This window comes from Microcoleus sp. Pol7_A1, assembly GCF_036701085.1.
Taxonomy (GTDB): Bacteria; Cyanobacteriota; Cyanobacteriia; order Cyanobacteriales; family Microcoleaceae; genus Microcoleus; species Microcoleus asticus.
Map to the genome: position 1 here is coordinate 1 of NZ_JAUBQD010000076.1, position 23710 is coordinate 23710.

Below are 23710 nucleotides of genomic sequence, written 5' to 3' on the forward strand. Positions count from 1 at the left end.
TAAGAATGGTTTTCTCAGATACTAGCTCAGGCACAAATATGATTTTTTGTCAACTTAATTTAGATGCGTTTACCCTGACTCTACAACAGTTACAACATACGCAAGCTCAACTCATCCAAAGCGAGAAAATGTCAAGTTTAGGGAATGTTGTAGCGGGGGTAGCTCACGAAATTAACAATCCGATTAGCTTCATTAAAGGGAACCTCTCGCCCGTAAGGGAGTACACTGAAGATTTGCTGAGGCTGGTGCAACTCTACGCAGAAGATTTCCCCAATCCCACAGCAGCTATCCAGGAACAACTGGAGGCGATCGATTTCACTTTTCTCAGGAATGACTTGCCGAAGCTAATTGCTTCTATGAGGATAGGAGCTGACCGAATCGGAGAAATAGTGCAATCGCTACGAAATTTTTCCCGATTAGATGAAGCTGAGTTGAAAGCCGTGGATATCCATGAAGGGCTTGAAAGTACACTGATGATTTTGCAGCATCGGCTGAAAAATGAAGCCGATCAAACGATAATTAAAGTGATAAAAGAGTATGAGGCTTTGCCCAAAATAGAATGCTATGCGGGGCAAATGAATCAGGTTTTTATGAACGTCCTGACTAATGCTATTGATGCGTTGCAATCACAAAAAAGTTGGGCAAAAGAGGCAGATGATAACAGCCCCATCCCTACTATTACTATTTGCACGAAGTTACTCTCCGACTTAAAAGTGGGTATTGATATTACTGATAATGGGCCCGGCATAACTGAAGATATTCAACAACGCATATTTGAGCCATTTTTTACAACGAAGGAAGTGGGTCAAGGAAAGGGTTTGGGGTTATCGATTAGCTATGCTATTGTAGTGGACAACCACGGCGGGCAAATCCGTTGTCTTTCGGTACCCGCTCAAGGGGCGACATTGGCAATCGAAATTCCGATTCACCACTTTTAAAAATATTTTTTTTAATAAAATTTGGCAGGGTTATAACAACCATGTATTATTGACCGCCCTTAAAATAAATCGGTTTTTACAGCACAACGATATCTGCTAATAAAGATTTACAAGACATTTATTATCCCAAACCATCCGATATTAATTCGGGCAATTACTCTTTGTCGATCGTACTTTTATTGCAAGGTGCGCTTTTAGATAAATCTTTTTATTCAGATTACGCTAGCCGAGTGGCGCGGTAAGGCTTTGTGGTAGTCGTTCCGAACCATTTGCGCCCTTTGCCCATCAATCCCAATTCATATCATGCCCGATCGATTGACCGTGATACGATCGACAGTTCATCTCCATCTAAGCATTCTTTTGGGAGCGCTTGTTGTCACCCCGTCAAGGCGTTGACTCTGGAATGTACGCCCGATGGAGTGTACGACCCGACAATAGCCGTCATCTCAACTAAACTCTCATTGTCGATCGCGTGAATCTCAGGGAACTGACGCGCTCGATCTTGACAATTGATGCTATGGGGGATGCGATCGACACAGCGATCGCGCCTCCCGTGATTTATGACGCGCCAGATTTCGCCCGCGAGTCTGTCTTTCGTTGCCTCCTGAGTGTGAGGGAGCGTGCGTGGAGCCTCACGTTGATGAAGTTTTTGGCTCTGGCCACCAATAGAGGGGAGGCTGCTTTTGGACTTGCCACAATAAGGCTTGTTCTACATCATTGAGTAGAGGGTCCCGATCGGTATGCAAGGCAGCGCCGATCTCCGAGAGAGTCTGGTTCATAATCGTTGTATCCCCAGACTCGCTTCATAAATCCAACCGCGACTATAACCTGTTACCGCCATTACTTCTGCAGTGGTTTTCCCGCAAGCCAGCAGCCAAATAATTTGGTAATGATGGGCCCTCGTGGTTGTTTTGGCCTGACGGAAACGAGCCATCAAGCTCTTCTGGGATCAGATGAGGTGCGATCGTAATTCGTCTTGGCATTCTCGATCTGAAGGGGTGGTGTTTTTCAAGATCGTATCACCGTCAATCGACCGGACATGATATTAAAGGATGTGCAGGGGTAGGGGCGATCGCGTTTCCGTGTTCGCTAAAAATATTCTTTAAACAGTAATGAAACTTAGTTGGAGGTCGATTGCCAAAAAGGTTCAGGAATACCTTGCTATGCCCCGCGCCCTCGCTCTTTTTTCCGCGCTTAACACCTAACGCCATCCAATGTTTAGGAATAATATCCGCTAAAAGTGGAGGAGAAAAGACCGGATTCTGAATCAAAAAACAGTTCCTTAATTTTGATATGGCTGGGGCTATTCACAATGGCTGTTCTGCTTGAGCAGGCGGCTCTTCTGGCAGCGGGATAAATTCTGTCTCTTGAGGAACCTGAGCAAACCGTCCCTCTCTCCAATCGAGTTTAGCTTGCTCAATGCGCGAGTGCCGGCTCGAAACAAAATTCCACCACTTATGCCGCTCGCCGACAGGTTCACCGCCAATCACAATACACCGAGCCGTGCCTGAAGCAGAAATGTTTGCCGATGTGCCTGAAGTTAGAACCGCCAACCGATGCTGTTCTAAAGGCACTCCATCGATCGCAAGCCCCTCTGTCACGCTGTAAACCGCTTGTTCGCTGTAATTGCCCGGTAAGGTAAATTCTGTTCCAGGAGTCAGTTGCACGTCCAGATAAATCATGGGTGAAAATATTTGAACTGGGGAAGTGCGACCATAGGCATCACCCGCAATCAGGGTGAACGAAACTCCTGTATCCTCCCAAGTAGGCAGATCGGTTGCTGGATGGTGCCGAAACCAGGGGTCGGTTTCTTCGTGTTCGTCGGGAAGTGCTATCCAGGTTTGGATGCCGTGCAGGATGGCTTCTTTACTGCGCTCGTCCTGGGGCGTGCGTTCGGAGTGGACAATGCCTCGCCCTGCCGTCATCCAGTTCACCGCGCCGGGACGGATTTCTTGAACGCTGCCGACACTATCGCGGTGGATCAAAACCCCTTCAAACAGGTAGGTGAGGGTCGCTAAGTTGATGTGGGGATGCGGTCTGACATCCACGCCGCGACCGGGTGGAAACACCGCAGGACCGAGATGGTCAAAAAAGATGAACGGGCCTACCAGTGCTAGAACGTTTGAGGGAAGCAGGCGGCGGGCTTGGAATCCACCCAAATCTTGAATGTGCGGCTCGATGAGATGCTGGATGCTATCCGTCATAATGTTGATGAAGTTGCCAACGCTAATCGTCTATGTCAAAAGCATTATACAAAAAGCTATCCCTAGAGAGTTATATAAGTGACTTGTCTAAGCTTTTCTAATGGAAAGCTGTTGTAGAGTATCGAGTTCTCAACCAGCTTTCTGTTTACGAGACGATGGAAAGTTCATCAGTGACTTGAATCCGACCTTTGACCAGGGAGCGAATCAGGCGATCGAGCGAGCCGCGTTCTTCTTCGCTGATGGACTCATCGAGGATGGCAGCCATCATGCCGTAGCGGTCAGCTTTAGTAAGGCGGTGAGTATCGGTGACAGTGGCGATTAATTCGTTGATAGCGCCGGGGAGAAGGTTAACTGGAGACATGGGATTGTTTTGAACTCGACACCTTAATCATCTCCTGGTTTCTCCGGAGAGCAAGTGATGGTGCTGGTTTTTTTCAGTGATAATACTGAAAGTATTGGGTGAACCAAGTCCGTGTTACCAGTGATGGAAGTCACAACATTGAAACCAATGCAGCGCTGGAACAATTGGCGGGACTTAAACAATGAAATAAGAGTAAAGAGCTTATAATGTATATAGGATAAGGATTTTACGTCAAACTACACCCTTGAAAGAAACCACGCCTGACGCCATGCCCCCATGCTTTGAGCAATGGTGCGATCGGTTCGATGATGTGTTTAGCCATCAAGCCCAAAAAAAGGGTTGAGACACTATTTGGTGGGATTTTTGGATCTTGCGTGAGCGAAAAAACTTAACACTGATGTCAAACAACGCAGTAGGAGTGGTTTACCACCAATTACACCATTTTTTGACAGAAGCGACTTACTAATGCCCTCGGAACCCAAGCGACAGGAGAAGGGATAATCACAACTTATTCAAGGGCGTAATTGGGTGGAAGTATTTTACCGTGAATATCTCATGTTGGTTAGGGTTAAAAGAATATCAATTGAGAAGCATAAAAAGCCTTCACAGACACTTGATATTAGTTTTCGGCGCCTACCGTTTTATTTGTTGGCAACAGTTAACCGGAGGATTCAGAAGGCGTTGGGCTAACAAACCTTTGAAAATATTTACGCTCTGCCTTGTCAGCTTTTAGAACAGCTATATCCGATCGATTTATCGGTTGGCTGCAAGATAATGGTGACTTATTCGCCTTACACATAGCAAGTTCGATGCTCTGTTTGGGCTTGAAATTTGTTTAAGTCCCGTTAACCAATAAGTGATTAAGGGAAACCAAAGAGCGTGCGATCGCTAATTGAGGTATTTCCAAAAATCTCGGCAATTTGCGGCGCCGACTTTCAGTTGTAATGGGATAGGGCAATAAGGAGTGCGAGCCGTTCTAATCTTACTTGTTTCTAGGATTGTCTTAAAGAGAGCAAGATTGTGAGTAGAATAAATTGGGTCTGGATCGGTTGTTTTTGTAAGTGGGTCTGATAAAATCTTGGTAACATACTTTTTGAGATAGACTAGCGTGTAATAACACAGGCTGCCTATCTTTTGTTACCAAAAATCAGCTCACCCTTTACCTCATCTGGCTTTGGGGCCGGTTGTCACCCCCCCAAATGGTTCTGATAAGATTGACGAAACATAATTAACAGATGGAGCGACTTAATAATTTCGACCCCATCTTTTGAGAGTTCAAGTTGGGTCAATCCACCACTGGTGCGGGTTTTGAAGCGGTTGTCACCCCGTCAGCTCGATCGGTTTAATTGTTTACGTTCTGGCGATCGAAGATGTATTGCGCTTTTCGTCCGGCGCCGCCCTGACGGTTGCTATATATAAAAATGGATCTAGGGATAATTACTGAAAATTTATTGCTCGATCGACCTTCTTGATTTTTGCTGTACGATTGTCAAATCTATTTCTGTGCAAATTCCGTGCAGCGGTTTGTCCCACGAGTCTACTGGTAGTTGGGCGAGCAAGGCAAATTCAAAGATTGTGCCGATCGCAATTTTTGATTCCCACTCAGCTAAACTGAACATTCGATCGTAATAGCCGCCGCCGTAGCCCAAGCGATAGCCGCGAACATCGCAACCTACAGCGGGTACGAGGATTAAATCTACTTCTGAGCGGTTTATTTTAGGAGCATCCGGCAGTGGTTCGAGTATGCCATAAGCTCCAGTATGTAAAGCATCTCCGGGCTGCCAGATGTGCCAAGATAGCTCTTTGCCGACACACCGAGGAAATCCCCATTTTTTAGGGGTGGGAATGGCATTTGTGGGACAGGCATCTTGCCTGTCTCCAGAATTGAGCAGGCAAGATGCCTCCTCCACAGAAGATGTAAATAGGGGACTTAAATCTGGTTCTTGGCGACAACTGAAGTAGGCGAGGATTGTTTTTGCTTGGTTGAATAGAGGCGAGTTTTGCAGGCGGTAGCAGAGGCGATCGCTCTTTTGTCTCCATTCTTGTGCTGATAGGGATTTGCGGGTGTTGAGGAGCGATCGTCTTAATTCAGTTTTAGTTAATGAAGGTTCAGCAGTATTCATATTTCATATTAAATCATCGCTGCGGGTAGGGACATCGCAATGCCGTGTCCTCAAAATGGGAGACACGGCATTGCCGTCTCGCTACAGATATCGTGGCTAATTAAATGGATTTGATATTACATATTGTCTCACCACAGGACAAACGCTGAATAGCGTTTCATTCTCCTGTTCTTCTATTTCCACTAACGATCGCCTCCCCAAAGATTGCAGCCCGTTGAATAAATCGGAGGGCGATAAATCGGCATTTTGTAGCAATTGCTCTATTGAAACTGAATTTGCTTCGCGGCTGAGCTGGGAGATTAGCTTTTTCTCTAATTCTGACAAACGATTTATCTGCGGGTGCAATGTTGCTGCCAATTCTTCCCCTAGAAATAGCCTATCATATTTCAAAAAATCTGCAACCCTGCCTCGGAATATTTCTTGAATGGTGGTGGCAACTATTTTTAACCACAATGGATTGCCTTGATAGGTGTTAATTCGGTTTTTCCATGTTTCGGGATTGAGTAAACTTTTTTGTCGGATTTTTCTTTAATACTACCTGCAAATTAATTTGGTTTTTCATGACTTAGTATGCTAACAATATAATAATTAAAAACAGAATTTAAATAAAAAATAAAATAATGACATCAAGTGTTGACAGACTTGACTATTAAGGGTGAGCTGTTGTTAGCTAGAATGAAAAGGTAAGTCATTTTAGGGTGGATGGGTAACTATGACCTCAAAGAAGGAAATTAGGCGTTGCTGAATAGCCGTATGAATTATTGAGGAACCGGAACATCCCAGAATTTCATGTGATGGTACAAGTAAATCAAGAGATGGATTCGCAAATAAAATAAGAAAAGCGCCAATTAGAGAAGTCACTACAAACGGCTAAGTCGCAGCATAAAAAAAAGTTATAGTCATGCTTTAGAGGAATTCCCAAAGAGTAAATATGCCCTTCTGAAGAACAAAAAATATTTTGATAAACAACAAAGTCAGAAACTAGCGGAAGTAAAAGAGGTTTTTCCTAGATTGAAAACAATGCACGAATTAAAAGAAAAAATCCGCAATTTTTTAGGAGGCAAATGATTGGTTAGTCGGACTCTTGAAATTGAGATGTGGTGATCTGAAGCTCAAAATTATTTCCCGAACAGTCAGAAGACAATTATTAGATGGCTGCATGAAATTATTGCGTACTTTTATCATAGATTGCGTACTTCGATCGTAGAACAACCAGTGGGTGGTCGAGGGAATTAATAATAAGCTAAAACTGATTAAACGTTCGGGTTATGGATTTATAAATTTTAAAAATTTTCAATCCCGATGTTTACTGAAATGGCATTTTAGCTAAAAATATAGAATATTTTATACTAAAAGTAAAAAAAATTAATGCTTTCATTGCTGTGGCTCTTCAGGGCGAAGATGCGGAAATATTTGTCTTGGAACGCGAACACTTGCTCGACTACTGGCAGAAGTGGTTAAAACGGCTAAAGTTTGTTGTAGACAAAGCTGCTCGATAAATCGAGAAATAGTTAGGGTCAAGCTGAGGTGGCCAGTTCAACCCCTAACTATTTAATTTTAATATCCAATTTGCAAAGTTACAGAAGCTTCTACCTGCTGTTCTCCTCCCACCACTGGCGTTGTAGCATCAGCAGCAGCGCGAGCACCAGCAAGTTGCCGATACATAGGAGTAGGAGGCGGCGGGCTCGCACCGTTGACTTGAATGCCCAGAATCTCTCCCCGCTTCAGGTTGAGCGCGCTAAAGACTGCATCCGCTTGGACTTGAGCGTCTTGAGTTGCTTTTTTGAGTGCTTGTTTTTGAGCTTGTTCGATCGCACTGTCGGCGGCCACAAAGCTCACACCTTGAATTCGCGTTGCTCCCGCTTGCACTGCATCGTCGAGCAAAGTGCCAGCAGATTGAGTATTAAGGCGAAAACTGACGGTATTCGTAGCAATATACCCTGTTAGGCGCTGCTGGTTGTTTTCGTAGCTGTAAGTCGGGTTCAGGGTGATGCCGGTCGTTTCGAGTTTTTCCACTTGGCGCGATCGCAGCAATGCTACCACAGCGGACGATCGCCTCGCCGCTTCCTGCTGCACCTCGGCTGCCGTTTTCCCCTGCACCTCAACCCCCAAAGCAACTTGAGTTTGGGTTGTCGGAATTGCTTCCACACCCCGCCCAGTGACACTCAGCGTTCTCATCCGCTGTTCTTGAGCAGCCGCCGGATCTAATCCCGCGAAACTGACGAGAGTTAAGGTTAAACACAACGCTGTTAACAGACTGCGGAAATTAATGCGATCGCCACGTTGCAAATTTGAATTCATCAACTTGATGCTCCTCACATACGACAGATGCTATACTTTACCTTCTCACTGAAATTGCTAAATATCCGGCTTGTTACATTTTTAGCAACTAAAAAAATTATTAGTCATTAGTCATTAGTTATTAGTCATTAGTTATTAGTCATTATTATATGCAATCGTTAAAAGAAGTGGCTCGCCGACTAAAAAAAGAGACTTACGCTGTTTATTTAGCCAGTATAGACCAGAGAGTACCTTGGTACGCCAGAATTTTAGCAGCCCTTACGGTTGCCTATGCTTTTAGCCCGATCGATTTAATTCCTGACTTCATACCGATTCTCGGTTATTTGGACGATTTGATAATTGTACCTGTGGGAATTTGGCTGGTACTGAAGATGATTCCGCCACAGGTTTTAGCCGAGTGTCGCCAAAAAGCAGCCGCCCAAATACAGGGAGGAAAACCGATAAATCGGGCGGCGGCTGCTGTAATTATTGCCATTTGGATTGGATTGGGAATATTAACTGCCATGTGGCTGAAACAAATATTTAAACGTTAAAAAAATTACCTATCTAGTTATAGTGTCTGGTGCGCATTGCGCACATTACCTTAAACAACTCGCTTAGCCCAAAAATATTTAAAGTTTCAATAATCACCGTTCTAGTTATAATATATAGTGCGCTAGGCGCACTTTACCTTAAAAAAACTCGCGGTATCGCATACCAAGTATTATTTACCCCTTAAAAAATTAAACTAACTTTCTAGCTATGACTCAAACCACTGATTTCCTCAGCCACCTCAACCCATCTCAGCGCCAAGCAGTCGCCCATTATAACGGGCCGCTGTTAGTAGTAGCGGGCGCTGGTTCCGGCAAAACCAGAGCTCTAACTTACCGAGTTGCTAACTTAGTTCGCACGCATCGAGTCGATCCTGAAAATATTCTGGCGGTGACATTTACGAATAAAGCCGCCCGGGAGATGAAAGAAAGAATTGAGAAATTGCTGGCAACTCAGCAAGCTGAAGCGGAATATGGCAAACCTTTGGTAGAGTTAGCCCCGAATGTCCAGACGAAATTGCGATCGCAAATTTACCAGAGAATTACCAAACACATTTGGATGGGTACTTTCCACTCTTTGTGCGGCCGCATTCTCCGCTACGACATAGAGAAATATCAAGACGAAAAAGGCCGCCAGTGGAAGAAAAACTTTTCTATTTTTGACGAGTCAGATGCTCAAAGTCTTGTCAAACAAATCGTCACAAAAACTCTCAATCTTGACGACAAGAAATTTGATCCGCGCAAAGTCCGCTATATCATCAGCAACGCTAAAAATAAAGGGTTGTCGCCTCAAGAATACCAAGCAGCAGAACCGGATTATCGAGGTCGCGTGATTGCCGATGTTTACAGTCGCTACCAAGACGCTTTAGCAGCCAACAATGCCCTAGATTTTGACGATTTAATCCTTGTTCCCGTTAAACTTTTGAGCCAAAACGAGGAAGTATTAAGTTACTGGCATAAAAAGTTTTGCCATATTTTAGTTGACGAATACCAAGATACTAACCGCACTCAATACGATTTGATTCGGATGTTGGTGACAAATAACGCCGATCCGAAAAGCTTCGATAAATGGCAAAACCGCTCGATTTTTGTCGTGGGCGATGTCGATCAATCAATTTACAGCTTTCGCATGGCAGATTATACCATATTGCTGGAATTTCAAGAGGATTTCGGAGATGGTTTGTCCGACGAGAAAACTCAGACAATGGTAAAATTAGAGGAAAATTATCGATCGCGCGAAAACATCCTGGAAGTGGCGAACCACTTGATAGAACACAATACCGAACGGATCGAAAAAATTCTGCGCCCGACTCGCGAACCGGGAGCTCCGATTGTTGTCTGGCGCGCCGACAACGAAATAGATGAAGCGGAATTTGTAGCAGGTCAAATTCATTCCTTAAAGCGCCAAAACTCCGAATACGAAAACGGCAGTAACTTTGCGATTCTCTACCGCACAAACGCTCAATCTCGATCCTTTGAAGAAGCGTTAATGCGTTTAGACATTCCTTACAATATTGTCGGCGGCCTAAAGTTTTACGATCGCAAAGAAATCAAAGATATCCTAGCATACCTGCGGGCGCTCGCCAATCCCGACGATAGCGTCAGCCTCAAACGCATCATCAATACTCCCCGCCGCGGCATTGGCGATACCACATTTTCCAAAATCGAAGACGCTGCAAGTCAGTTAGGCATTCCGTTGTGGGAAATCCTCAGCGATGAATCTTCTGTCAATACTCTCGCAGGGCGATCGGCAAAAGCTATTATTAAGTTTGCCGAAATGATTGGTCGTTGGCAATCGCAAGTTGAAACTCTGCCAGCTTCGCAAATTGTCCAAGGAATTATCCAAGATTCAGGCTACATTGAAGATTTGAAAAATCAAGGAACCGAGGAAGCAGAAAACCGCATAGAAAACGTCAGAGAATTGTACAATGCAGTGCTACAATTTGAAGAACAAAACGAAGAACCGACGCTGACATCATTTTTAGCAAAAGCATCTTTAGCATCCGATTTAGATGACTTGCAGGAAGAAGATTCCCGCGTGTCGCTGATGACCCTGCACTCCGCAAAAGGGCTAGAATTTCCCGTAGTATTTCTAGTCGGAATGGAACAGGGTTTATTTCCCAATTTCCGCAGTTTGGACGACCCGAAAGCGATCGAAGAAGAACGCCGTTTGTGCTACGTTGGCATCACTCGCGCCCAGGAATTGCTATTTCTCACCCACACTCGCGAACGCCGCCTCTGGGGAGGTTTCCGGGAACACTGCACCCCTTCGCTATTCTTAGGGGAATTACCGACACATTTGCTGGCTGGAAGTGCGAAGAAAACTCCAGCGGGGAAAACGGCTGCATCTAAGGGAAAAACTAATAATTCAGCAGCAAATTCCGGTAGTTCTCAAGCGGGAACCAACGTACAATCGGTGGATTGGCAAACCGGCGATCGGGTTTTTCATCATGCTTTTGGAGTGGGAGAAATTACCCACGTTTTAGGGGCGGGCGACAAAACTAACCTGGCAATTAAGTTTTCGGGTTTGGGCAGAAAAATCATCGATCCGAGAACAGCTAAGTTGCAGCGAGTTTAAGTAAAAATATCAGAGTTTGCGGCGGTTGAAACCGCTTCAATAAACAAGATTACCTCCCTTCGCAAAGTATATTGCAAAGCATCTGCGTTAATCTGCATACATCTGCGGTTTTCCTATCCATCCAAGATTTATGCAATAAGTCTAATCTGTAACACTTCGCATTGCTAATAACGCCGTCCCATAAGCAGCCGCAGTATGAATTGGCGTTTCAACTGGGACTTTTAAATAACGCTTTCTAATCGCACTCCAAACCGAATTTTTTGCCCCGCCGCCAGCAGTATAAACTTTTGTCAAAGGAGTTGCACCCAATTCTTGCAATAATCGATATCCCCGCGCTTCAATCCGCGCTATGCTTTCTAGCAAACCGTGCAGAAATTCCACTGAATCAGTTGGACGCGGTTCGAGTCGGGGCGGCAAGTTCGGGTCATTAATCGGAAAGCGATCGCCCTTTTTCAACAATGGGTAATAGTCCAGCAAACTCTCTTGTTCTGGATCGATTTGTGTGCTATAATTGTCCAACTCAACATCAGTAAAAAAGTGTCGCAACACCGCACCTCCAGTATTAGAAGCACCTCCAACTAACCACAAATCGCCTAATTTGTGACTGTAAATGCCGTATCTAGAATCATCTACGCGGGTATGACTTAACAGTTTGACTGCTAAAGTAGAACCGAGAGAAGTTACTGCTTCCCCTGGTGAATTGACACCGCTTGCTAAAAATGCTGCAATGCTATCGGTTGTGCCAACACAAATCATACAATCGCGGGGAAAACCGAAGCGATCGCCCACTTGAGCTCTCACTTCCCCCACAGGCGTGCCCGGTGCGACAACTTGCGGCAATTGAGGAGTTGCAGCGCCCGCAATTCCCTCTATCAGCCAATTCGGATAGCACAAAGTATCAACCTCGAAACCGAGTTTCAAAGCATTGTGATAGTCGCTAATTCCTAATTTGCCGTGCAGCAGAAATGCCAGCCAGTCAGCTTGATGCAGGAAATAAAGCTTCTCAACCACAGGCAAGATGCCTGTTCCACAAAGGCTCAATTGTTTTGTGGGGTGGGCTTCTAGCCCGCCCTCCTGCCACCACAGGAGTTTTGCCAGACTGGATGTAGCGCTCAATACTGTGTGGTTATCCGGCGCGATCGCCCGCAACCTCTCTGTCACCGCTGCACCGCGCGCATCATTGTATAAAATCGGTTCGCATACGGGTACACCCTCGGTATCGCACAGCATGACAGTTGAAGATGTGCCGTCAATGGCGATCGCCCTTACCTGATTGCGGATTGTTGGGGGAATTTGCTCGATCGAATCCCACAGCGCATTTTGCCACACCGAGGGCAATTCAGGCTGTTGTTGGCCGTTGTTGGCAAAGGTATATGCTGTCTCAGAATGTATTGTACCCTGGGAGTCTATGACAGTCGATCGGGCGCCTGTCGTGCCGAAATCTATTCCCAAATAAAGATTCATTTGCCACTCCCGCGAATTTTCCTATTTTGAGTAAACCACAAAGTTTATTTACATCTTATTGTTGTTTCTAACTCACCTTCTTCAGCGAGAATATCAGCATTTATCTGCTTTTTGTCCTCTTCTTTAAATAGGGGATGATTTTCTAATGTGCTATCCCTAGGTCTGAAAACTTTTAGGTCTTCTACTGATTTTAATATGGCATATCTAACCTGTATATTTTTTAACATAATTGGTGCGTTACACTTCGCTAACTCACCCTAAATTTCGTCAAAATAAGGTTCGATAAAAAAGACTTGCAAAAAGGCTTAAATCGCTATAAATTACAGCTTACAGCTCTTGATGCGAGAGAAGAGAGAACCACACAACCAACCCCAACCACCCCAACACCCCAACAACCCAACCCAATCCTTCTCCCCCCCACGCAAACACACGCGCACACGACGGGAGGTGCCCCCGTGGTGCTTCCAGATTAAAGGTTAAATCATCGTACTCCAACCAACCTTTCGTCCCCTTTCTCCTCTTTCTCCAACCCACACGATCGCCTAGCTTGCATTCAGTGTCATAATCAACTTTACCGCCTATTTCTAACCAGATTTTTTTCTGGACACTAAAGCCGAAACGACCCTGACTGTATTTTACCCACAATTGGTCGATCGTCCGCAAATCATCGCCAGGAAAATTCTCGATCGAGTTCGTATCGAACCAACCTTGGTTCTCCCGTCTAGCAGCTTTTAACATCACCTTGAATGTTTCCTGATCCGCCTCTTTCCACTCCCCTGTGGTCAATAAATCCCGGAGACGAGTATAGTCAACACCCTGCGCTGATTTAAGCGAGTCTGGTGGCGGTGCCGGTGGAGGTGTTTGAGCTGATAATTGAGGTGATCTAGTACCAATATCCTGCAAAACTTCAGTAGCAGATTGATAACGTTTTTTAATAGCAGGTTGTATCATTTTATCTAAAATCTGACTCAGTTCCGAGCTTACAGATGTTTTTAAGTGTTTTCGCCACACCCACTCAAACTCGCTATCATCGAATAAATCAATCGGTTCAACCTCAGTTAACAGACACAGACAAGTCACACCCAGACTATAAATATCACTAGCATGAATCGGTTTACCGTTGGCTTGTTCTGGTGCCATATATCCAGCCGTCCCGATTCTCGTTCCCGTTAGCCCTAGAGCCGTTTGTGTCGCATATTTCGCGGCTCCAAAGTCAACTAAAACCAGTTGCCTATCTTGCCTAAGAATAATATTTTCTGGCTTGATATCCCGGTGAATTACTTGGCGGGAATGAATGAACTCGAATACTGGCAATAAATTATTAAGCAAGTCGCGAATCTGCGTTTCGCTAAAATATCCCTTAGATTCTAGTGCTTCGGCTAAATTTTCACCGTCGATGAATTCTTGGACTAAATACTGCCGTCCATCTTGACTAAAATATGCTAATAAGTCGGGAATTTTAGAATGTTTACCCAACTGTTCTAGGCGGACTGCTTCAAGCTCAAATAACTCAGCAGCTTTCTGGATACTAGAAGTGCCTTGAACTTGGGGGTAGAATTGTTTAATAACACAGGGAGGTTTAGATGGTTTATACTCGTCAACGGCTAAAAAAGTGCGCCCAAATCCTCCTTGCCCAATAATTTTTTGGGCTCCGTAGCGATCGCCCAATAGCAGTTTATTTCCACATTTTTGACAGAATTTTGTATAGCCAGACTGGTCTTGGAATAGGCAATCAGGGTTTAGACACTGGCTCATAAAATATGCTTAGAGATTACAGATTAAAGCTCTCGATGCGATGCCAGCGGACATGGTTTTAAATGTGAAACAGCAGATCCGGGTAAGGACATCGCATTGCCCAAAGCGTGTCAACTTAACCCGAAAAACCGCTTAACCCGAAAGATCGGCAGGGGTTTAAACCCCTGCCAAACAAGGCATTGCCGTGTCCCTAGTTAAACTTTTGTCCCGCACTCAGGACAAAAGTTATTGGTCGAAACATTCTTAGCGCCGCAACTGGGACAATAAACCAACTCCGCAGAGTGCAACTTGCTACGATCGGGCAAACCAACCATTTGAGCGTTGCTCTTACCCGGAACTACCATCGGATAGCAGTTTTCGTCCCTCGTCACCTTCACGTTCATCAGCACCGGGCCTTCATGAACGAGCATTTGCCCGATCGCATCTTTGAGTTCCTCCGGTCGCGAAACCAGCATCCCTCTCACGCCATAAGCTTCAGCCAGCATCACAAAATCCGGCATCCCTACAGTCATATTCGACGACGAATAACGCTCCCCATAGAACGCCTGCTGCCACTGCCGCACCATGCCTTGCCAGCCATTATTTACAATCACAATCTTGACATTAATGCCGTATTGTGCTAAGGTTCCCAACTCTTGAATATTCATTTGCACACTAGCATCGCCAGCAATACAAATCACTTGCTCATCGGGTAGGGCCATTTTCGCGCCCATCGCAGCCGGCAGCCCGAAACCCATCGTGCCCAAACCAGCGCTCGAAATCCAGCGGCGCGGCCCGTTGTTCAAGAATTGAGCCGACCACATTTGATGTTGACCGACATCTGTTGTGTAGTAAGCATCCGGCGCTTGAGTAGCCAACTCCGAAATCACCTCTTGCGGAGCCAAAATGTCTGGGTAATGAGGCACAACTAACGGATAGTCCTGTTTCCAGCGATCGATCCTGTGCAGCCATTCCGCAGTCTGTCCGGCCTTCCCGGAAACTCCAGTCTCCCGACAGCGGCGCAGCAAATCGATCAAAACTTGGCGGACATCTCCGACAATCGGCACATCAGGGCCGCGAGTTTTGCCCACTTCCGCCGGGTCGATATCGATGTGAATCACCTTAGCGCGCGCGGCAAACTCGTCTAATTTGCCCGTCACGCGATCGTCAAACCGAGCTCCCACAGCAATCAGCAAATCGCACTCGGTAACGGCAAAATTAGCGTAAGCAGTGCCGTGCATCCCCAGCATTTTCACCGACAAACGATGATTTTCGTCAAAGGAACCTTTGCCCATCAGCGTTGTCGTCACCGGCAATTGGAAAAGTTCGGCCAGTTCCTTAATTTCCTCGTGGGCCGCCGCTGCGATCGCCCCGCCGCCCACATAAAGCAAAGGACGCTTTGCTTCCTTCAGCAAATAGATTGCTTGATTAATTTGCCGAGGATTTCCCTTCACCGTCGGCCGGTAGCCCGGAATTCTCACAGATCCGGGTTCCACCGGCAGATAGTCAAATTCTTCTAAACCTACATCCTTGGGCACATCAACCAACACCGGCCCCGGCCGCCCTGTACTCGCGATGTGGAAAGCTTCTGCCACAATTCGCGCCATATCTCTCGGGTCGCGCACTACATAAGAATGCTTGACAATTGGCAGGGTAATCCCGTAAATATCAGTTTCCTGAAACGCATCAGTGCCGATTGCCGGACGGGGCACCTGACCGGTAATAATTACCATCGGGATCGAATCCATGTGGGCCGTCGCAATCCCCGTCACCAAATTAGTTGCGCCCGGGCCCGAAGTAGCAAAACAAACCCCAACTTGTCCGGTAGCGCGGGCGTAGCCGTCCGCCGCGTGAGCGGCGCCTTGCTCGTGGCGCACCAGAATATGTTTGATAGCGCCAGTTTCTTCAGCGCGGTAGAGTTCGTCGTAAAGCGGCAGAATTGCGCCGCCGGGATAACCAAAAATATGCTTGACGCCGTGGCGGATCAAGCTGTCAATCAGAGCAAATCCACCAGTTGCACGCTTGATGGTCACTTTAGTTTTTAGTTGCACAGAATTTCCTTCCTTAAACTAATTATGATTTTTAATGAAAGCTTTTATACTACTTTAATCTCAATTAATCAAACTATGAAAATTTAAGTGGTGAGATTTTACAAAAGATTTCGCGATCGGACATTTATCGCCAGGCCCAGAATTTGTGGAACAGCAGAGCCAGAAAAAAAACAGAGGAAATCGCGGCTTGTCTGCCGGTTGACCGCGATATGACGCTTGCTTGTATAGCATTAGTTTTGATCGGCATTAGAGAAGAAAAACAATGGTTTGTTTGCAATGCCAGAACGTCCTAACCGTCAGGGCGGTTGCTATGTTAGAGATCGATCGCAAAAAGAAAGCCCTCGAACCTCTTCCCATTGGTGTCAACAATCGCCTAAAACCCTTGATAAATCTCGTTTAGCCGCCAGTCTCGATCCCCGTCCCATTCCCGTTTAGAAGGGGGAGGAAATAGAATAGTCCGGTTCCCCCCAACTCTCAGGGGATCTGGACAATCATCGTCAAACAGTAGATCCGTACTACATTTGACGTTAAGTTGACACCCATCCCCTCTTATATCTTCCTTCTTCCTTCTTCCTTCTTCCTTCTTCCTTCTTCCTTCTCCCTTCTTCCCTGTTCCCAAAATTCACAGTGCATCCTGCAAGACTTTGCGAGTATGTTTCCAAGCTGCCATGCCCATCACTGAGACCAAAAAGCCCAAACTCAGCAACACGATCCGCAAGCCGAGGTCATCCGAACCCACGGCTTTGCTGACAGCATCAGTCAGCGGGCCGGTCAGTGCTAAAGGCAAGCTGAGAGCAATATTAATCGCATTGTTCTCCAAGCCAAAGACTTTTCCCCGCATAGATTCTGGAGTCTTCTCTTGAATCAGGGCTTGCATCGGGCCGTTTATTAAGGAAGCGCCAAAACCGAACAAAGCGCTCAATGCGAATCCCAGCCACAACTGTCGGGTAAAGGCAAACATTGCTAATACAAAACCCATCATCAAAAAACCCATTAACGGCAGAGGTTTGTGGTGGAAGCGACCGCCCCAGTGGCCTAAAAAGGCTGCGCCGAAGACCATTCCGACTCCCGCAGCAGCCAGCAAAAAGCCAAATTGAGTTTCTTTGAGACCTATTTTGCCTGAAAGCGCGATCGCCAGCACCTGAAGCGCTGCAAACACCGAATACAAAATCGTCAACTGCACCATCGCGTTGCTGACAAGGTGATTGTGTTTCAAATAGCGCAAACCTTCTTTGAGGTCTTGCCAAGGATGGACGTTTTTGCCACTGCTGCCGACATGAGTTTCTTTGATCCGCATGGCATAGATCAAACCTGCTGATATCAGGTACAACCCGCCCAGCAAAAACTCTTGAGAAGCCGATCCGAAGCTGTGTTTGACCCAACTAAACAGCGGTTCGCCGATCGTCATCCCGACAATAATCCCGCCCATTGTGGACGAGGCGAACAGCGCATTTGCTGACATCAGTCCCTCTCGCCCCACGGCCAGGGGGATTGCCGCCTGCTCTGCAGGAGCAAAAAATTGCGTTACGGTAGAAACCAAAAACGTCATCGTCAATAAAACCACAAAAGCTTTCGGCAAAAACGGCAAAGCTACAATCAATACGGCTCGAATTACGTTGCAGCCGATGAGCATTTGCTTTTTGGAGAAGCGGTCTACGACGATACCGGCCGCCGAACCAAATACGATCGCCGGCAGCGTGTAGGCGATCATTACTGCTGACAGCATAGAATTTTCCGAATGCTGCCAAGAAACAGGCCAGGGTCGGTAGTCGCCTGTTTTCAGCAGAATAATCAGCAATACGTAAAAGATTTTATCCGCCACTTGGGCCAATAACTGGCCGGTCCACAAGGCGAGGAAGGGGCGATTTCTCAGTAGGGCATCAAGCCCGCTGCGGTCAGGGGGAGGGCTGGCTGGGTGCATAAGAATAGTTTAACTGACCGCCTCTAGCAATTATCGTTTTCAGCAATACGTGCAAATCTCACATAGCGTAATGTGGAAACTCGGAAAACTCCTGTCTCCTGCGTTCTTTTTCTGTTTTAGCAGATCCGTGGCTCCGGGCTTGGGTCTTTTTCACTCAACCGCGATCGGCCCGAACCGAGAGCCCGCGCCCCGGCAAATGCGAGAATATTGTTAAAGATTGGCGTAAATATCATCGCGAGTACAAAATAAGGTAGTATATTTTACAAAATACTTAATACTAGCAGTGATATTAAAAGATGTCACGCGATTTAAGTAATATAACGAAGGTACTAACTGTTAGGAGTGAGAAACTTGAAAAAGGTTGAAGCTATTATTCGCCCCTTTAAACTAGACGAAGTGAAAATCGCACTCGTCAATGCTGGTATTGTGGGGATGACTGTTTCTGAAGTTAGAGGTTTTGGCCGTCAGAAGGGCATGACTGAACGCTATCGCGGTTCTGAGTACACCGTCGAGTTCCTGCAAAAGCTCAAGGTCGAGATTGTTGTGGAAAACGATCAGGTTGACATGGTGGTTGATAAAATTATCGCTGCTTCCCGCACGGGCGAGATTGGCGACGGCAAGATTTTCATCTCTCCTGTAGAACAAATTATTCGGATTCGGACTGGGGAAAAGAACTTGGAGGCTATCTAAGATACTGGGGCATTGGGCATTGGGCATTGGTAATTGGTAATTGGTAATTATTCATTGGTAACTGGTCATTGCCAACGAAAAACCTCTTTCCTGTTTAGTTCTGATACCTAAGTGTCAATATCCAATGCCACAGTTACCCCCTGTTTTGGCTTTTTTTCTGATTAGGAGTTGACAATATTCGCCATTTGTGGTATTAAAGCCTGGAAGGCTCGACCGCGATGGGAGTGCGATCGCTTGATATCCGGTGTCATTTCGGCAAAAGTCTGTTGCTGTGCGGGTATGTAGAAAATGGGGTCATATCCGAAACCTCCCGTACCGCGAGGAGTGTGCAGGATTTCGCCGCGGCAAATTCCTTCTACTTGCAAAGCAATTGTACCGTCGGGACGGGCGATCGCGATCGTGCAAACAAATTGTGCTTCCCGGTTCTGTTCGTTGCCTAATTCTTTGAGAAGTCGAGATATCCTGTCAGCATCGGTTTTCCCGTAGCGCGCCGAGTAAATCCCGGGTTGGCCGTCGAGTGCATCTACCATTAAACCAGAATCATCGGCGATCGACCATTGGCCGGTTGCTTTTGCCACTTCAGACGCCTTCAAGCAAGCATTAGCAATAAAAGTTTCGCCTGTTTCCTCGATTTCCAACTCTTCAGGTTTGAGCTGCAATTCCCATCCCAAATCCTGAAGATAAACTTGCATTTCCTTGAGTTTACCCGGATTGCAGGTAGCTACAACTAACAATTTGCGATCGGTCATTATTTCTCTTAAAACTTACGGCTCCATATTAACAAAAGATTGGGAAAATGGTTGCAACAAAATTCCCAAAATCTTATCAACATCTTGAATATAGTATTCAATCGGATCGATATAAACAATAGTTTCCTCCAAAATCAAGAATTTCCAGTTAGTACCCGTCGTCACCGCGCCGTAAATGCGATCGACCTCAGTGTCTTGGTTTTGATTGAAACATTGAGCCGCTACCATTGCAGCTACGCATTGACCCAAACCGCCAATGATATCTTCCTTTTTTGCCTCAAAAATTGTTATAACCGGAGCACTGATGAACAATTGTTCTGAAGATCCGCTAATAATATAATCGCAAAATCCTTGCAAACCTCTTTCTGGATCGACAGTAAAATCCTTACCGGAAAAAAGAGAAACTCGTTTGTTTAACAATCGCCGAACTTCTGCTAATATCGGGGCAATCAAAAATTCTGAGCGAGCTTTTTCTGTGGAAATAAAAGTGGCTAGCGGTACATAATCAATCAGGATTGTTGTTAAAATTTCGGATGGTGAAACTGGTTTTGTCTCGGCAAATAAATTGCGACTTTCATCTAAGGTTAAGCCAAAATCTTTTTTGACTCTCGCAAGGCTGAAATCGCTGTATGCCATCTTTTTTACTCCCAAAATTAATCGCGATCGCCAGGGATGACAGTCGATCGACTGTCACAGTCAAATTATAAATCGTCAGCATTGAATTATAGCATAAAAAATATTACGCTCGATAATAAGACATAGGTAATTGTATTCGGGTTAAATAACCATCAATGCCTGTAGGGGCAGGTCTTATCAACAAGAACTCTCTCAAACTAATTATCTCGTAAAGCCGCCCAGATCGCAACTTACCGCTGTTAAACTAACTCTTTCTGCTTCTTCGATCCCAGCATTTTCAAAAAACTTGTAGAATTGTACAAACTGTTGGACAAAATCAATTACTAAAAAACCAGGCTCATGCTCGTACTTTAACGTGCCCGCGTTTATAATAGTTAAGTTACCAAAGTGTCGAACCATCTTGTAATGTGTATGACCATTGATGACATATCTATATTTTCGTCCTCGAATTAAGTTTTGGATATCTATGTTTACTTCAATGGCATACCCATAATCACCAGGAGTTAGTCGAGCCATATCATTTTCTCCAATGCCGTGACACAAGAGTGCTAGACCGTGAGGTGTTGGGAATTCAATAGTTGAAGGGAGAGAGCTTAAAAACGACTGCGAAATAACCGAAAGGGAATCTGGCTGTGTAGCCTCTTTTAGATTTCGCATTTCATTTTTTAATAACCATCGATCGTGATTTCCTAAAACGACCAGAATTTCTTCGCGTTTCAATATATTACAGCATTGATTAGCGTCACCTGAACCATCAACAATATCCCCTACACAAAGAATTTTATCAACTTTTTGGGAGTTCAAAAAAGCTACGGTTTTCTCCAACAATTGTTCTTCAGCGTGGATATCGCCGATTACACCGATAATATTGAAGTTTTTGTTTGTAATCATTGTTGAATAAGGACTAAAGTCCTTACTACAAACGAGTTTTTTAAGAAAATTAAAATGTGGCACGGGCGTCTCGCCCGTGTCATTCACCTGTGGTTAAAAAATTAACCTTTCTGCGCCCAATCCTTCGCCCAATTCAAGTTTTGCATCACTTCTTTCAATGTCGCCGCTTCTGAATACAGCCGCAACACCGGTTCTGTTCCGCTAAACCGAATTAACAGCCAACTTCCGTCAGCCAAGCGGAATTTATATCCGTCAACTTTGTTGCAATCTACAACTGCTTTGCCGGCGATTTCTGTTAAGGGTTGATTTTGCAGCAGCGACAGCAAACGCGACCTTTCTTCCATGTTTGCTAAGTGCAAGTCGATTCTGTCATAAGCTGAAGTAAAGCTGGTTTCTTGTTGCAGTCGGCTGTAAATTTCGCTTAAGTCTTCCCCGGATTTGACAACTGCTTCTAACAAGTACAGCGCTGACAGCAAAGCATCTCGTTCGGGAATGTGCGTACCGTAGCCAATTCCTCCCGATTCTTCGCCGCCGACTAAGACTTGGGTGGTTAACATTCGATCGGCTATATACTTGTAACCAATCGGCGTTTCAAATAAAGGCAAGTCGTACAGCTTGGCAATTTTGGGAATTATGTCTGAACCGCTGACTGTTTTGATGACTTCCCCGGTCAATCCGCGCCGTTTTGCTAAATGTTCGATTAATATGGGAACTAGGATTTGTGAACTGAGAAAGTTGCCGCTAGAGTCAACGGCTGCAATTCGATCGCTATCTCCGTCAAATACAAATCCGATCGACAAACCAGAACTTTTTCGCTGGTGAGTACGCATCACCCGAAATAACTGCGACAGGTAGCGCGGCAAAGGTTCGGGTGCACCGCCTCCAAACAGCGGATCTCGATCGCTGTTGACTTCATGTACCGGAACTTCTAAAATTTGAGCTAATCCTCCGGCGGCAGCACCGTGCATTACATCTACAAATACTGTAATTTTGCCGCTGGCGATCGCTTCTTTAATCGCCTCAATATCTACCATTTCCCGCAAGGTTTTGCAGTAAGCCGGCCAAGGATTGAAATTCTCCAATTTGCCGGGAGTTGCTGAAAGTGCCGCCGGATTTTCGAGTTTTTCTTCTATTTGTTGAGTAACTTCGGGCGAAACTGAGCCGCCAAATCCGCCCTTGACTTTTAACCCTAAATATGCACCGGGATTGTGGCTGGCTGTCAGGACGATCGCACCCAAAGCATTTAATTGTTTGGCAGCTAAACTGAAAGCTGGAGTAGGAGCGTAGGATTCGCTCAACAGCACGTCAAATCCTGCGTTTTGGACGGCAACAGCCGCTGTTTTGGCAAATTCTTCAGCCAAAAACCGGCGGTCGTGACCGACAATTACGGTACCGCTGCTGCCATCGCTGCCGCCGGTTTGTGCGAGAACTTGTGCCGCTAGGGGAGCGACTAAGGCCACGCGATCGAATGTAAAATCGTCAGCAATGATGCCGCGCCAGCCATCTGTACCGAATTTAATAGGATTCATTAGTCACAAGTCATGAGTCACCCGTCTATTTTATGGGTTTATCAGTCGATCGTCATCGGATTTTAGATTTTAGATTTTAGATTTTAGATTTTAGATTGCGACTGCGGATGAATCTGGGGGCTAGTGACCAAATTGCTCGATCGTTAGCCACCAGGAAAAAAGTGATTGGCTGGCTAATAACTAATGGCTAATGACTAATGACTAATGACTAATGATTAAAAGAATGCCGGTTGGTGGCGGAGCAAATTCAGGAATTCTTCGCGAGTTTTCTGTTCCTCTTGAAACACGCCCAACATGGCACTCGTAACCGTCCAAGCACCGGGTTTTTGCACACCCCGCATCGTCATGCACATATGGCTGGCTTCCATTACTACAGCCACTCCCTTCGGTTCCAATATTGTCTGAACTGCTTCGGCAATTTGGCGCGTCAAACGTTCTTGCACCTGCAACCGGCGGCTGTACATCTCGGCAATTCTGGCTAATTTGCTCAGTCCCACTACTTTTTGGTTGGGTATGTAAGCGATGTGAACTCGGCCCATAAACGGCAGCATATGGTGTTCGCACATACTGAATACGCTGATATCTCGCACCAGTACCATTTCGTTGTGACCTTCGTCAAAGATAGCGCCGTTGAGGAGTTCTTCGAGGGATTGACTGTAGCCGCTGGTGAGAAACCGCATTGCTTCTGCTACCCGCTTTGGGGTTTTGAGCAATCCTTCGCGTTCGGGGTCTTCTCCTACTCCCAGCAGCATTGTCCGAACGGCGGCCATCATTTCTTCCTGGCCTACTTCTGAGGGTACGGGTACGTTGGATTCTTGACCGTTGGAGGAATTGCGATCTGGTCGAGTGGGGATGCGCGGGGTGTTATTGTCTGCGGTTTCTGAAAGTTTCATGCTGTCAGTCGAGGTTGAGTTCGAGCCATTGGAATCGGTGGAAGATGCAATTGTCATAAAAAGTTGGTGTGAGGGTGAATCGATTTTCGATTTTCGATTTTCGATTTTCGATTGGGG

Annotated in this window: 24 protein-coding genes and 1 pseudogene; 8 read left to right on the forward strand and 17 right to left on the reverse strand. The window is 45.7% G+C overall.

All coding sequences use genetic code 11. The annotated features are described in order from the left end of the window. Positions 1-938 (forward strand): ATP-binding protein (locus QUA20_RS27755; RefSeq protein ID WP_333193096.1); only part of this gene is annotated, 938 nt, incomplete at its 5' end. A 248-nt stretch (positions 939-1186) separates the two neighbouring features. Next, positions 1187-1414, forward strand: a complete 228-nt coding sequence (locus QUA20_RS27760) for a hypothetical protein (RefSeq protein WP_333193099.1) — start codon at positions 1187-1189, stop codon at positions 1412-1414. Between the two features lie 156 nt (positions 1415-1570). Here QUA20_RS27760 and QUA20_RS27765 read toward each other — a convergent pair whose 3' ends face one another. The 3 genes from QUA20_RS27765 to QUA20_RS27780 all read right to left on the reverse strand — a co-directional run bounded on the left by QUA20_RS27765 (position 1571) and on the right by QUA20_RS27780 (position 3503). Further along, positions 1571-1717, reverse strand: a complete 147-nt coding sequence (locus QUA20_RS27765; protein WP_333193101.1) for a hypothetical protein — start codon at positions 1715-1717, stop codon at positions 1571-1573. A gap of 528 nt (positions 1718-2245) precedes the next feature. Beyond that, complete coding sequence (locus tag QUA20_RS27775) at positions 2246-3142, reverse strand: pirin family protein (RefSeq protein WP_333193103.1); 897 nt, start codon at positions 3140-3142, stop codon at positions 2246-2248. A gap of 145 nt (positions 3143-3287) precedes the next feature. Beyond that, entirely contained in the window at positions 3288-3503 is a 216-nt protein-coding gene (locus QUA20_RS27780; protein WP_333193105.1) for a hypothetical protein, read from the reverse strand. Between the two features lie 244 nt (positions 3504-3747). On the opposite strand from QUA20_RS27780, the pseudogene QUA20_RS27785 reads away from it, so the two are divergent. Next, positions 3748-4342: pseudogene (locus QUA20_RS27785) on the forward strand (hypothetical protein). A gap of 609 nt (positions 4343-4951) precedes the next feature. Here the strand turns inward: QUA20_RS27785 and QUA20_RS27790 are convergent. Together QUA20_RS27790 and QUA20_RS27795 are read right to left on the reverse strand one after the other, a co-directional pair. Continuing rightward, positions 4952-5626 carry a 5-formyltetrahydrofolate cyclo-ligase gene (locus tag QUA20_RS27790; protein WP_333193108.1) on the reverse strand — a complete coding sequence of 225 codons (675 nt, stop codon included), beginning with the start codon at positions 5624-5626 and terminating at the stop codon, positions 4952-4954. Positions 5627-5722: 96 nt separating this feature from the next. Further along, a complete protein-coding gene (locus QUA20_RS27795) occupies positions 5723-6079 on the reverse strand; it encodes a hypothetical protein (RefSeq protein ID WP_333193111.1) in 357 nt (118 codons plus the stop codon). Positions 6080-6508: 429 nt separating this feature from the next. Between QUA20_RS27795 and QUA20_RS32195 the strand changes: the two genes are divergently transcribed. Continuing rightward, complete coding sequence (locus QUA20_RS32195; protein WP_445304726.1) at positions 6509-6694, forward strand: transposase; 186 nt, start codon at positions 6509-6511, stop codon at positions 6692-6694. A gap of 151 nt (positions 6695-6845) precedes the next feature. Then, a complete protein-coding gene (locus QUA20_RS32200) occupies positions 6846-6956 on the forward strand; it encodes a transposase (RefSeq protein ID WP_445304725.1) in 111 nt (36 codons plus the stop codon). A 227-nt stretch (positions 6957-7183) separates the two neighbouring features. Here the strand turns inward: QUA20_RS32200 and QUA20_RS27800 are convergent, their stop codons facing one another. Continuing rightward, entirely contained in the window at positions 7184-7927 is a 744-nt protein-coding gene (locus QUA20_RS27800; RefSeq protein WP_333193148.1) for an SIMPL domain-containing protein, read from the reverse strand. A gap of 149 nt (positions 7928-8076) precedes the next feature. Here QUA20_RS27800 and QUA20_RS27805 point away from each other — a divergent pair, with 149 nt between their 5' ends. Both QUA20_RS27805 and pcrA read left to right on the forward strand, forming a co-directional pair. Then, positions 8077-8460, forward strand: coding sequence for a YkvA family protein (locus tag QUA20_RS27805; protein ID WP_333193114.1), 384 nt, complete (start codon positions 8077-8079; stop codon positions 8458-8460). Between the two features lie 208 nt (positions 8461-8668). After that, a complete protein-coding gene (pcrA, locus tag QUA20_RS27810) occupies positions 8669-11035 on the forward strand; it encodes a DNA helicase PcrA (RefSeq protein WP_333193115.1) in 2367 nt (788 codons plus the stop codon). Positions 11036-11176: 141 nt separating this feature from the next. Here pcrA and QUA20_RS27815 read toward each other — a convergent pair whose 3' ends face one another. The 6 genes from QUA20_RS27815 to QUA20_RS27840 form a co-directional block, all read right to left on the reverse strand. Then, positions 11177-12499 carry an FGGY-family carbohydrate kinase gene (locus QUA20_RS27815; RefSeq protein ID WP_333193118.1) on the reverse strand — a complete coding sequence of 441 codons (1323 nt, stop codon included), beginning with the start codon at positions 12497-12499 and terminating at the stop codon, positions 11177-11179. Positions 12500-12543: 44 nt separating this feature from the next. Continuing rightward, entirely contained in the window at positions 12544-12726 is a 183-nt protein-coding gene (locus QUA20_RS27820) for a hypothetical protein (protein WP_333193120.1), read from the reverse strand. A gap of 100 nt (positions 12727-12826) precedes the next feature. Next, positions 12827-14254 (reverse strand): serine/threonine-protein kinase, encoded by a 1428-nt coding sequence (locus tag QUA20_RS27825; RefSeq protein ID WP_333193122.1) that lies wholly within the window; start codon positions 14252-14254, stop codon positions 12827-12829. A 194-nt stretch (positions 14255-14448) separates the two neighbouring features. Next, on the reverse strand, positions 14449-16284 hold the full coding sequence (gene ilvB, locus QUA20_RS27830) for a biosynthetic-type acetolactate synthase large subunit (RefSeq protein ID WP_333193124.1): 1836 nt from the start codon (positions 16282-16284) through the stop codon (positions 14449-14451). Between the two features lie 373 nt (positions 16285-16657). Continuing rightward, positions 16658-16903 (reverse strand): hypothetical protein, encoded by a 246-nt coding sequence (locus tag QUA20_RS27835; RefSeq protein ID WP_333193125.1) that lies wholly within the window; start codon positions 16901-16903, stop codon positions 16658-16660. A 3-nt stretch (positions 16904-16906) separates the two neighbouring features. Further along, positions 16907-18205, reverse strand: a complete 1299-nt coding sequence (locus tag QUA20_RS27840) for an MFS transporter (RefSeq protein WP_333193127.1) — start codon at positions 18203-18205, stop codon at positions 16907-16909. Between the two features lie 351 nt (positions 18206-18556). Between QUA20_RS27840 and QUA20_RS27845 the strand changes: the two genes are divergently transcribed. Then, complete coding sequence (locus tag QUA20_RS27845) at positions 18557-18895, forward strand: P-II family nitrogen regulator (protein ID WP_006633346.1); 339 nt, start codon at positions 18557-18559, stop codon at positions 18893-18895. Positions 18896-19056: 161 nt separating this feature from the next. Here the strand turns inward: QUA20_RS27845 and rdgB are convergent, their stop codons facing one another. The 5 genes from rdgB to folE all read right to left on the reverse strand — a co-directional run bounded on the left by rdgB (position 19057) and on the right by folE (position 23650). Next, positions 19057-19644, reverse strand: coding sequence for an RdgB/HAM1 family non-canonical purine NTP pyrophosphatase (rdgB, locus tag QUA20_RS27850; protein ID WP_333193128.1), 588 nt, complete (start codon positions 19642-19644; stop codon positions 19057-19059). A gap of 15 nt (positions 19645-19659) precedes the next feature. After that, complete coding sequence (locus tag QUA20_RS27855; RefSeq protein ID WP_333193129.1) at positions 19660-20280, reverse strand: hypothetical protein; 621 nt, start codon at positions 20278-20280, stop codon at positions 19660-19662. A 201-nt stretch (positions 20281-20481) separates the two neighbouring features. Next, complete coding sequence (locus QUA20_RS27860) at positions 20482-21258, reverse strand: metallophosphoesterase family protein (protein WP_333193130.1); 777 nt, start codon at positions 21256-21258, stop codon at positions 20482-20484. A 14-nt stretch (positions 21259-21272) separates the two neighbouring features. Next, on the reverse strand, positions 21273-22700 hold the full coding sequence (locus QUA20_RS27865) for a phosphoglucomutase/phosphomannomutase family protein (protein WP_333193131.1): 1428 nt from the start codon (positions 22698-22700) through the stop codon (positions 21273-21275). A 215-nt stretch (positions 22701-22915) separates the two neighbouring features. After that, a complete protein-coding gene (gene folE, locus QUA20_RS27870; RefSeq protein WP_172190992.1) occupies positions 22916-23650 on the reverse strand; it encodes a GTP cyclohydrolase I FolE in 735 nt (244 codons plus the stop codon). Between the last annotated feature and the right edge of the window lie 60 nt (positions 23651-23710).

What these genes read in the sequence shown, in the direction of transcription:
- QUA20_RS27765 (WP_333193101.1), bottom strand. Translation starts at nt 1,717, where the DNA reads ATGAACCAGACTCTCTCGGAGATCGGCGCTGCCTTGCATACCGATCGG.
- QUA20_RS27775 (WP_333193103.1), bottom strand. Translation starts at nt 3,142, where the DNA reads ATGACGGATAGCATCCAGCATCTCATCGAGCCGCACATTCAAGATTTG.
- QUA20_RS27780 (WP_333193105.1), bottom strand. Translation starts at nt 3,503, where the DNA reads ATGTCTCCAGTTAACCTTCTCCCCGGCGCTATCAACGAATTAATCGCC.
- QUA20_RS27790 (WP_333193108.1), bottom strand. Translation starts at nt 5,626, where the DNA reads ATGAATACTGCTGAACCTTCATTAACTAAAACTGAATTAAGACGATCG.
- QUA20_RS27800 (WP_333193148.1), bottom strand. Translation starts at nt 7,927, where the DNA reads ATGAATTCAAATTTGCAACGTGGCGATCGCATTAATTTCCGCAGTCTG.
- QUA20_RS27805 (WP_333193114.1), top strand. Translation starts at nt 8,077, where the DNA reads ATGCAATCGTTAAAAGAAGTGGCTCGCCGACTAAAAAAAGAGACTTAC.
- pcrA (WP_333193115.1), top strand. Translation starts at nt 8,669, where the DNA reads ATGACTCAAACCACTGATTTCCTCAGCCACCTCAACCCATCTCAGCGC.
- QUA20_RS27815 (WP_333193118.1), bottom strand. Translation starts at nt 12,499, where the DNA reads ATGAATCTTTATTTGGGAATAGATTTCGGCACGACAGGCGCCCGATCG.
- QUA20_RS27820 (WP_333193120.1), bottom strand. Translation starts at nt 12,726, where the DNA reads ATGTTAAAAAATATACAGGTTAGATATGCCATATTAAAATCAGTAGAA.
- QUA20_RS27825 (WP_333193122.1), bottom strand. Translation starts at nt 14,254, where the DNA reads ATGAGCCAGTGTCTAAACCCTGATTGCCTATTCCAAGACCAGTCTGGC.
- QUA20_RS27840 (WP_333193127.1), bottom strand. Translation starts at nt 18,205, where the DNA reads ATGCACCCAGCCAGCCCTCCCCCTGACCGCAGCGGGCTTGATGCCCTA.
- rdgB (WP_333193128.1), bottom strand. Translation starts at nt 19,644, where the DNA reads ATGACCGATCGCAAATTGTTAGTTGTAGCTACCTGCAATCCGGGTAAA.
- QUA20_RS27855 (WP_333193129.1), bottom strand. Translation starts at nt 20,280, where the DNA reads ATGGCATACAGCGATTTCAGCCTTGCGAGAGTCAAAAAAGATTTTGGC.
- QUA20_RS27865 (WP_333193131.1), bottom strand. Translation starts at nt 22,700, where the DNA reads ATGAATCCTATTAAATTCGGTACAGATGGCTGGCGCGGCATCATTGCT.
- folE (WP_172190992.1), bottom strand. Translation starts at nt 23,650, where the DNA reads ATGACAATTGCATCTTCCACCGATTCCAATGGCTCGAACTCAACCTCG.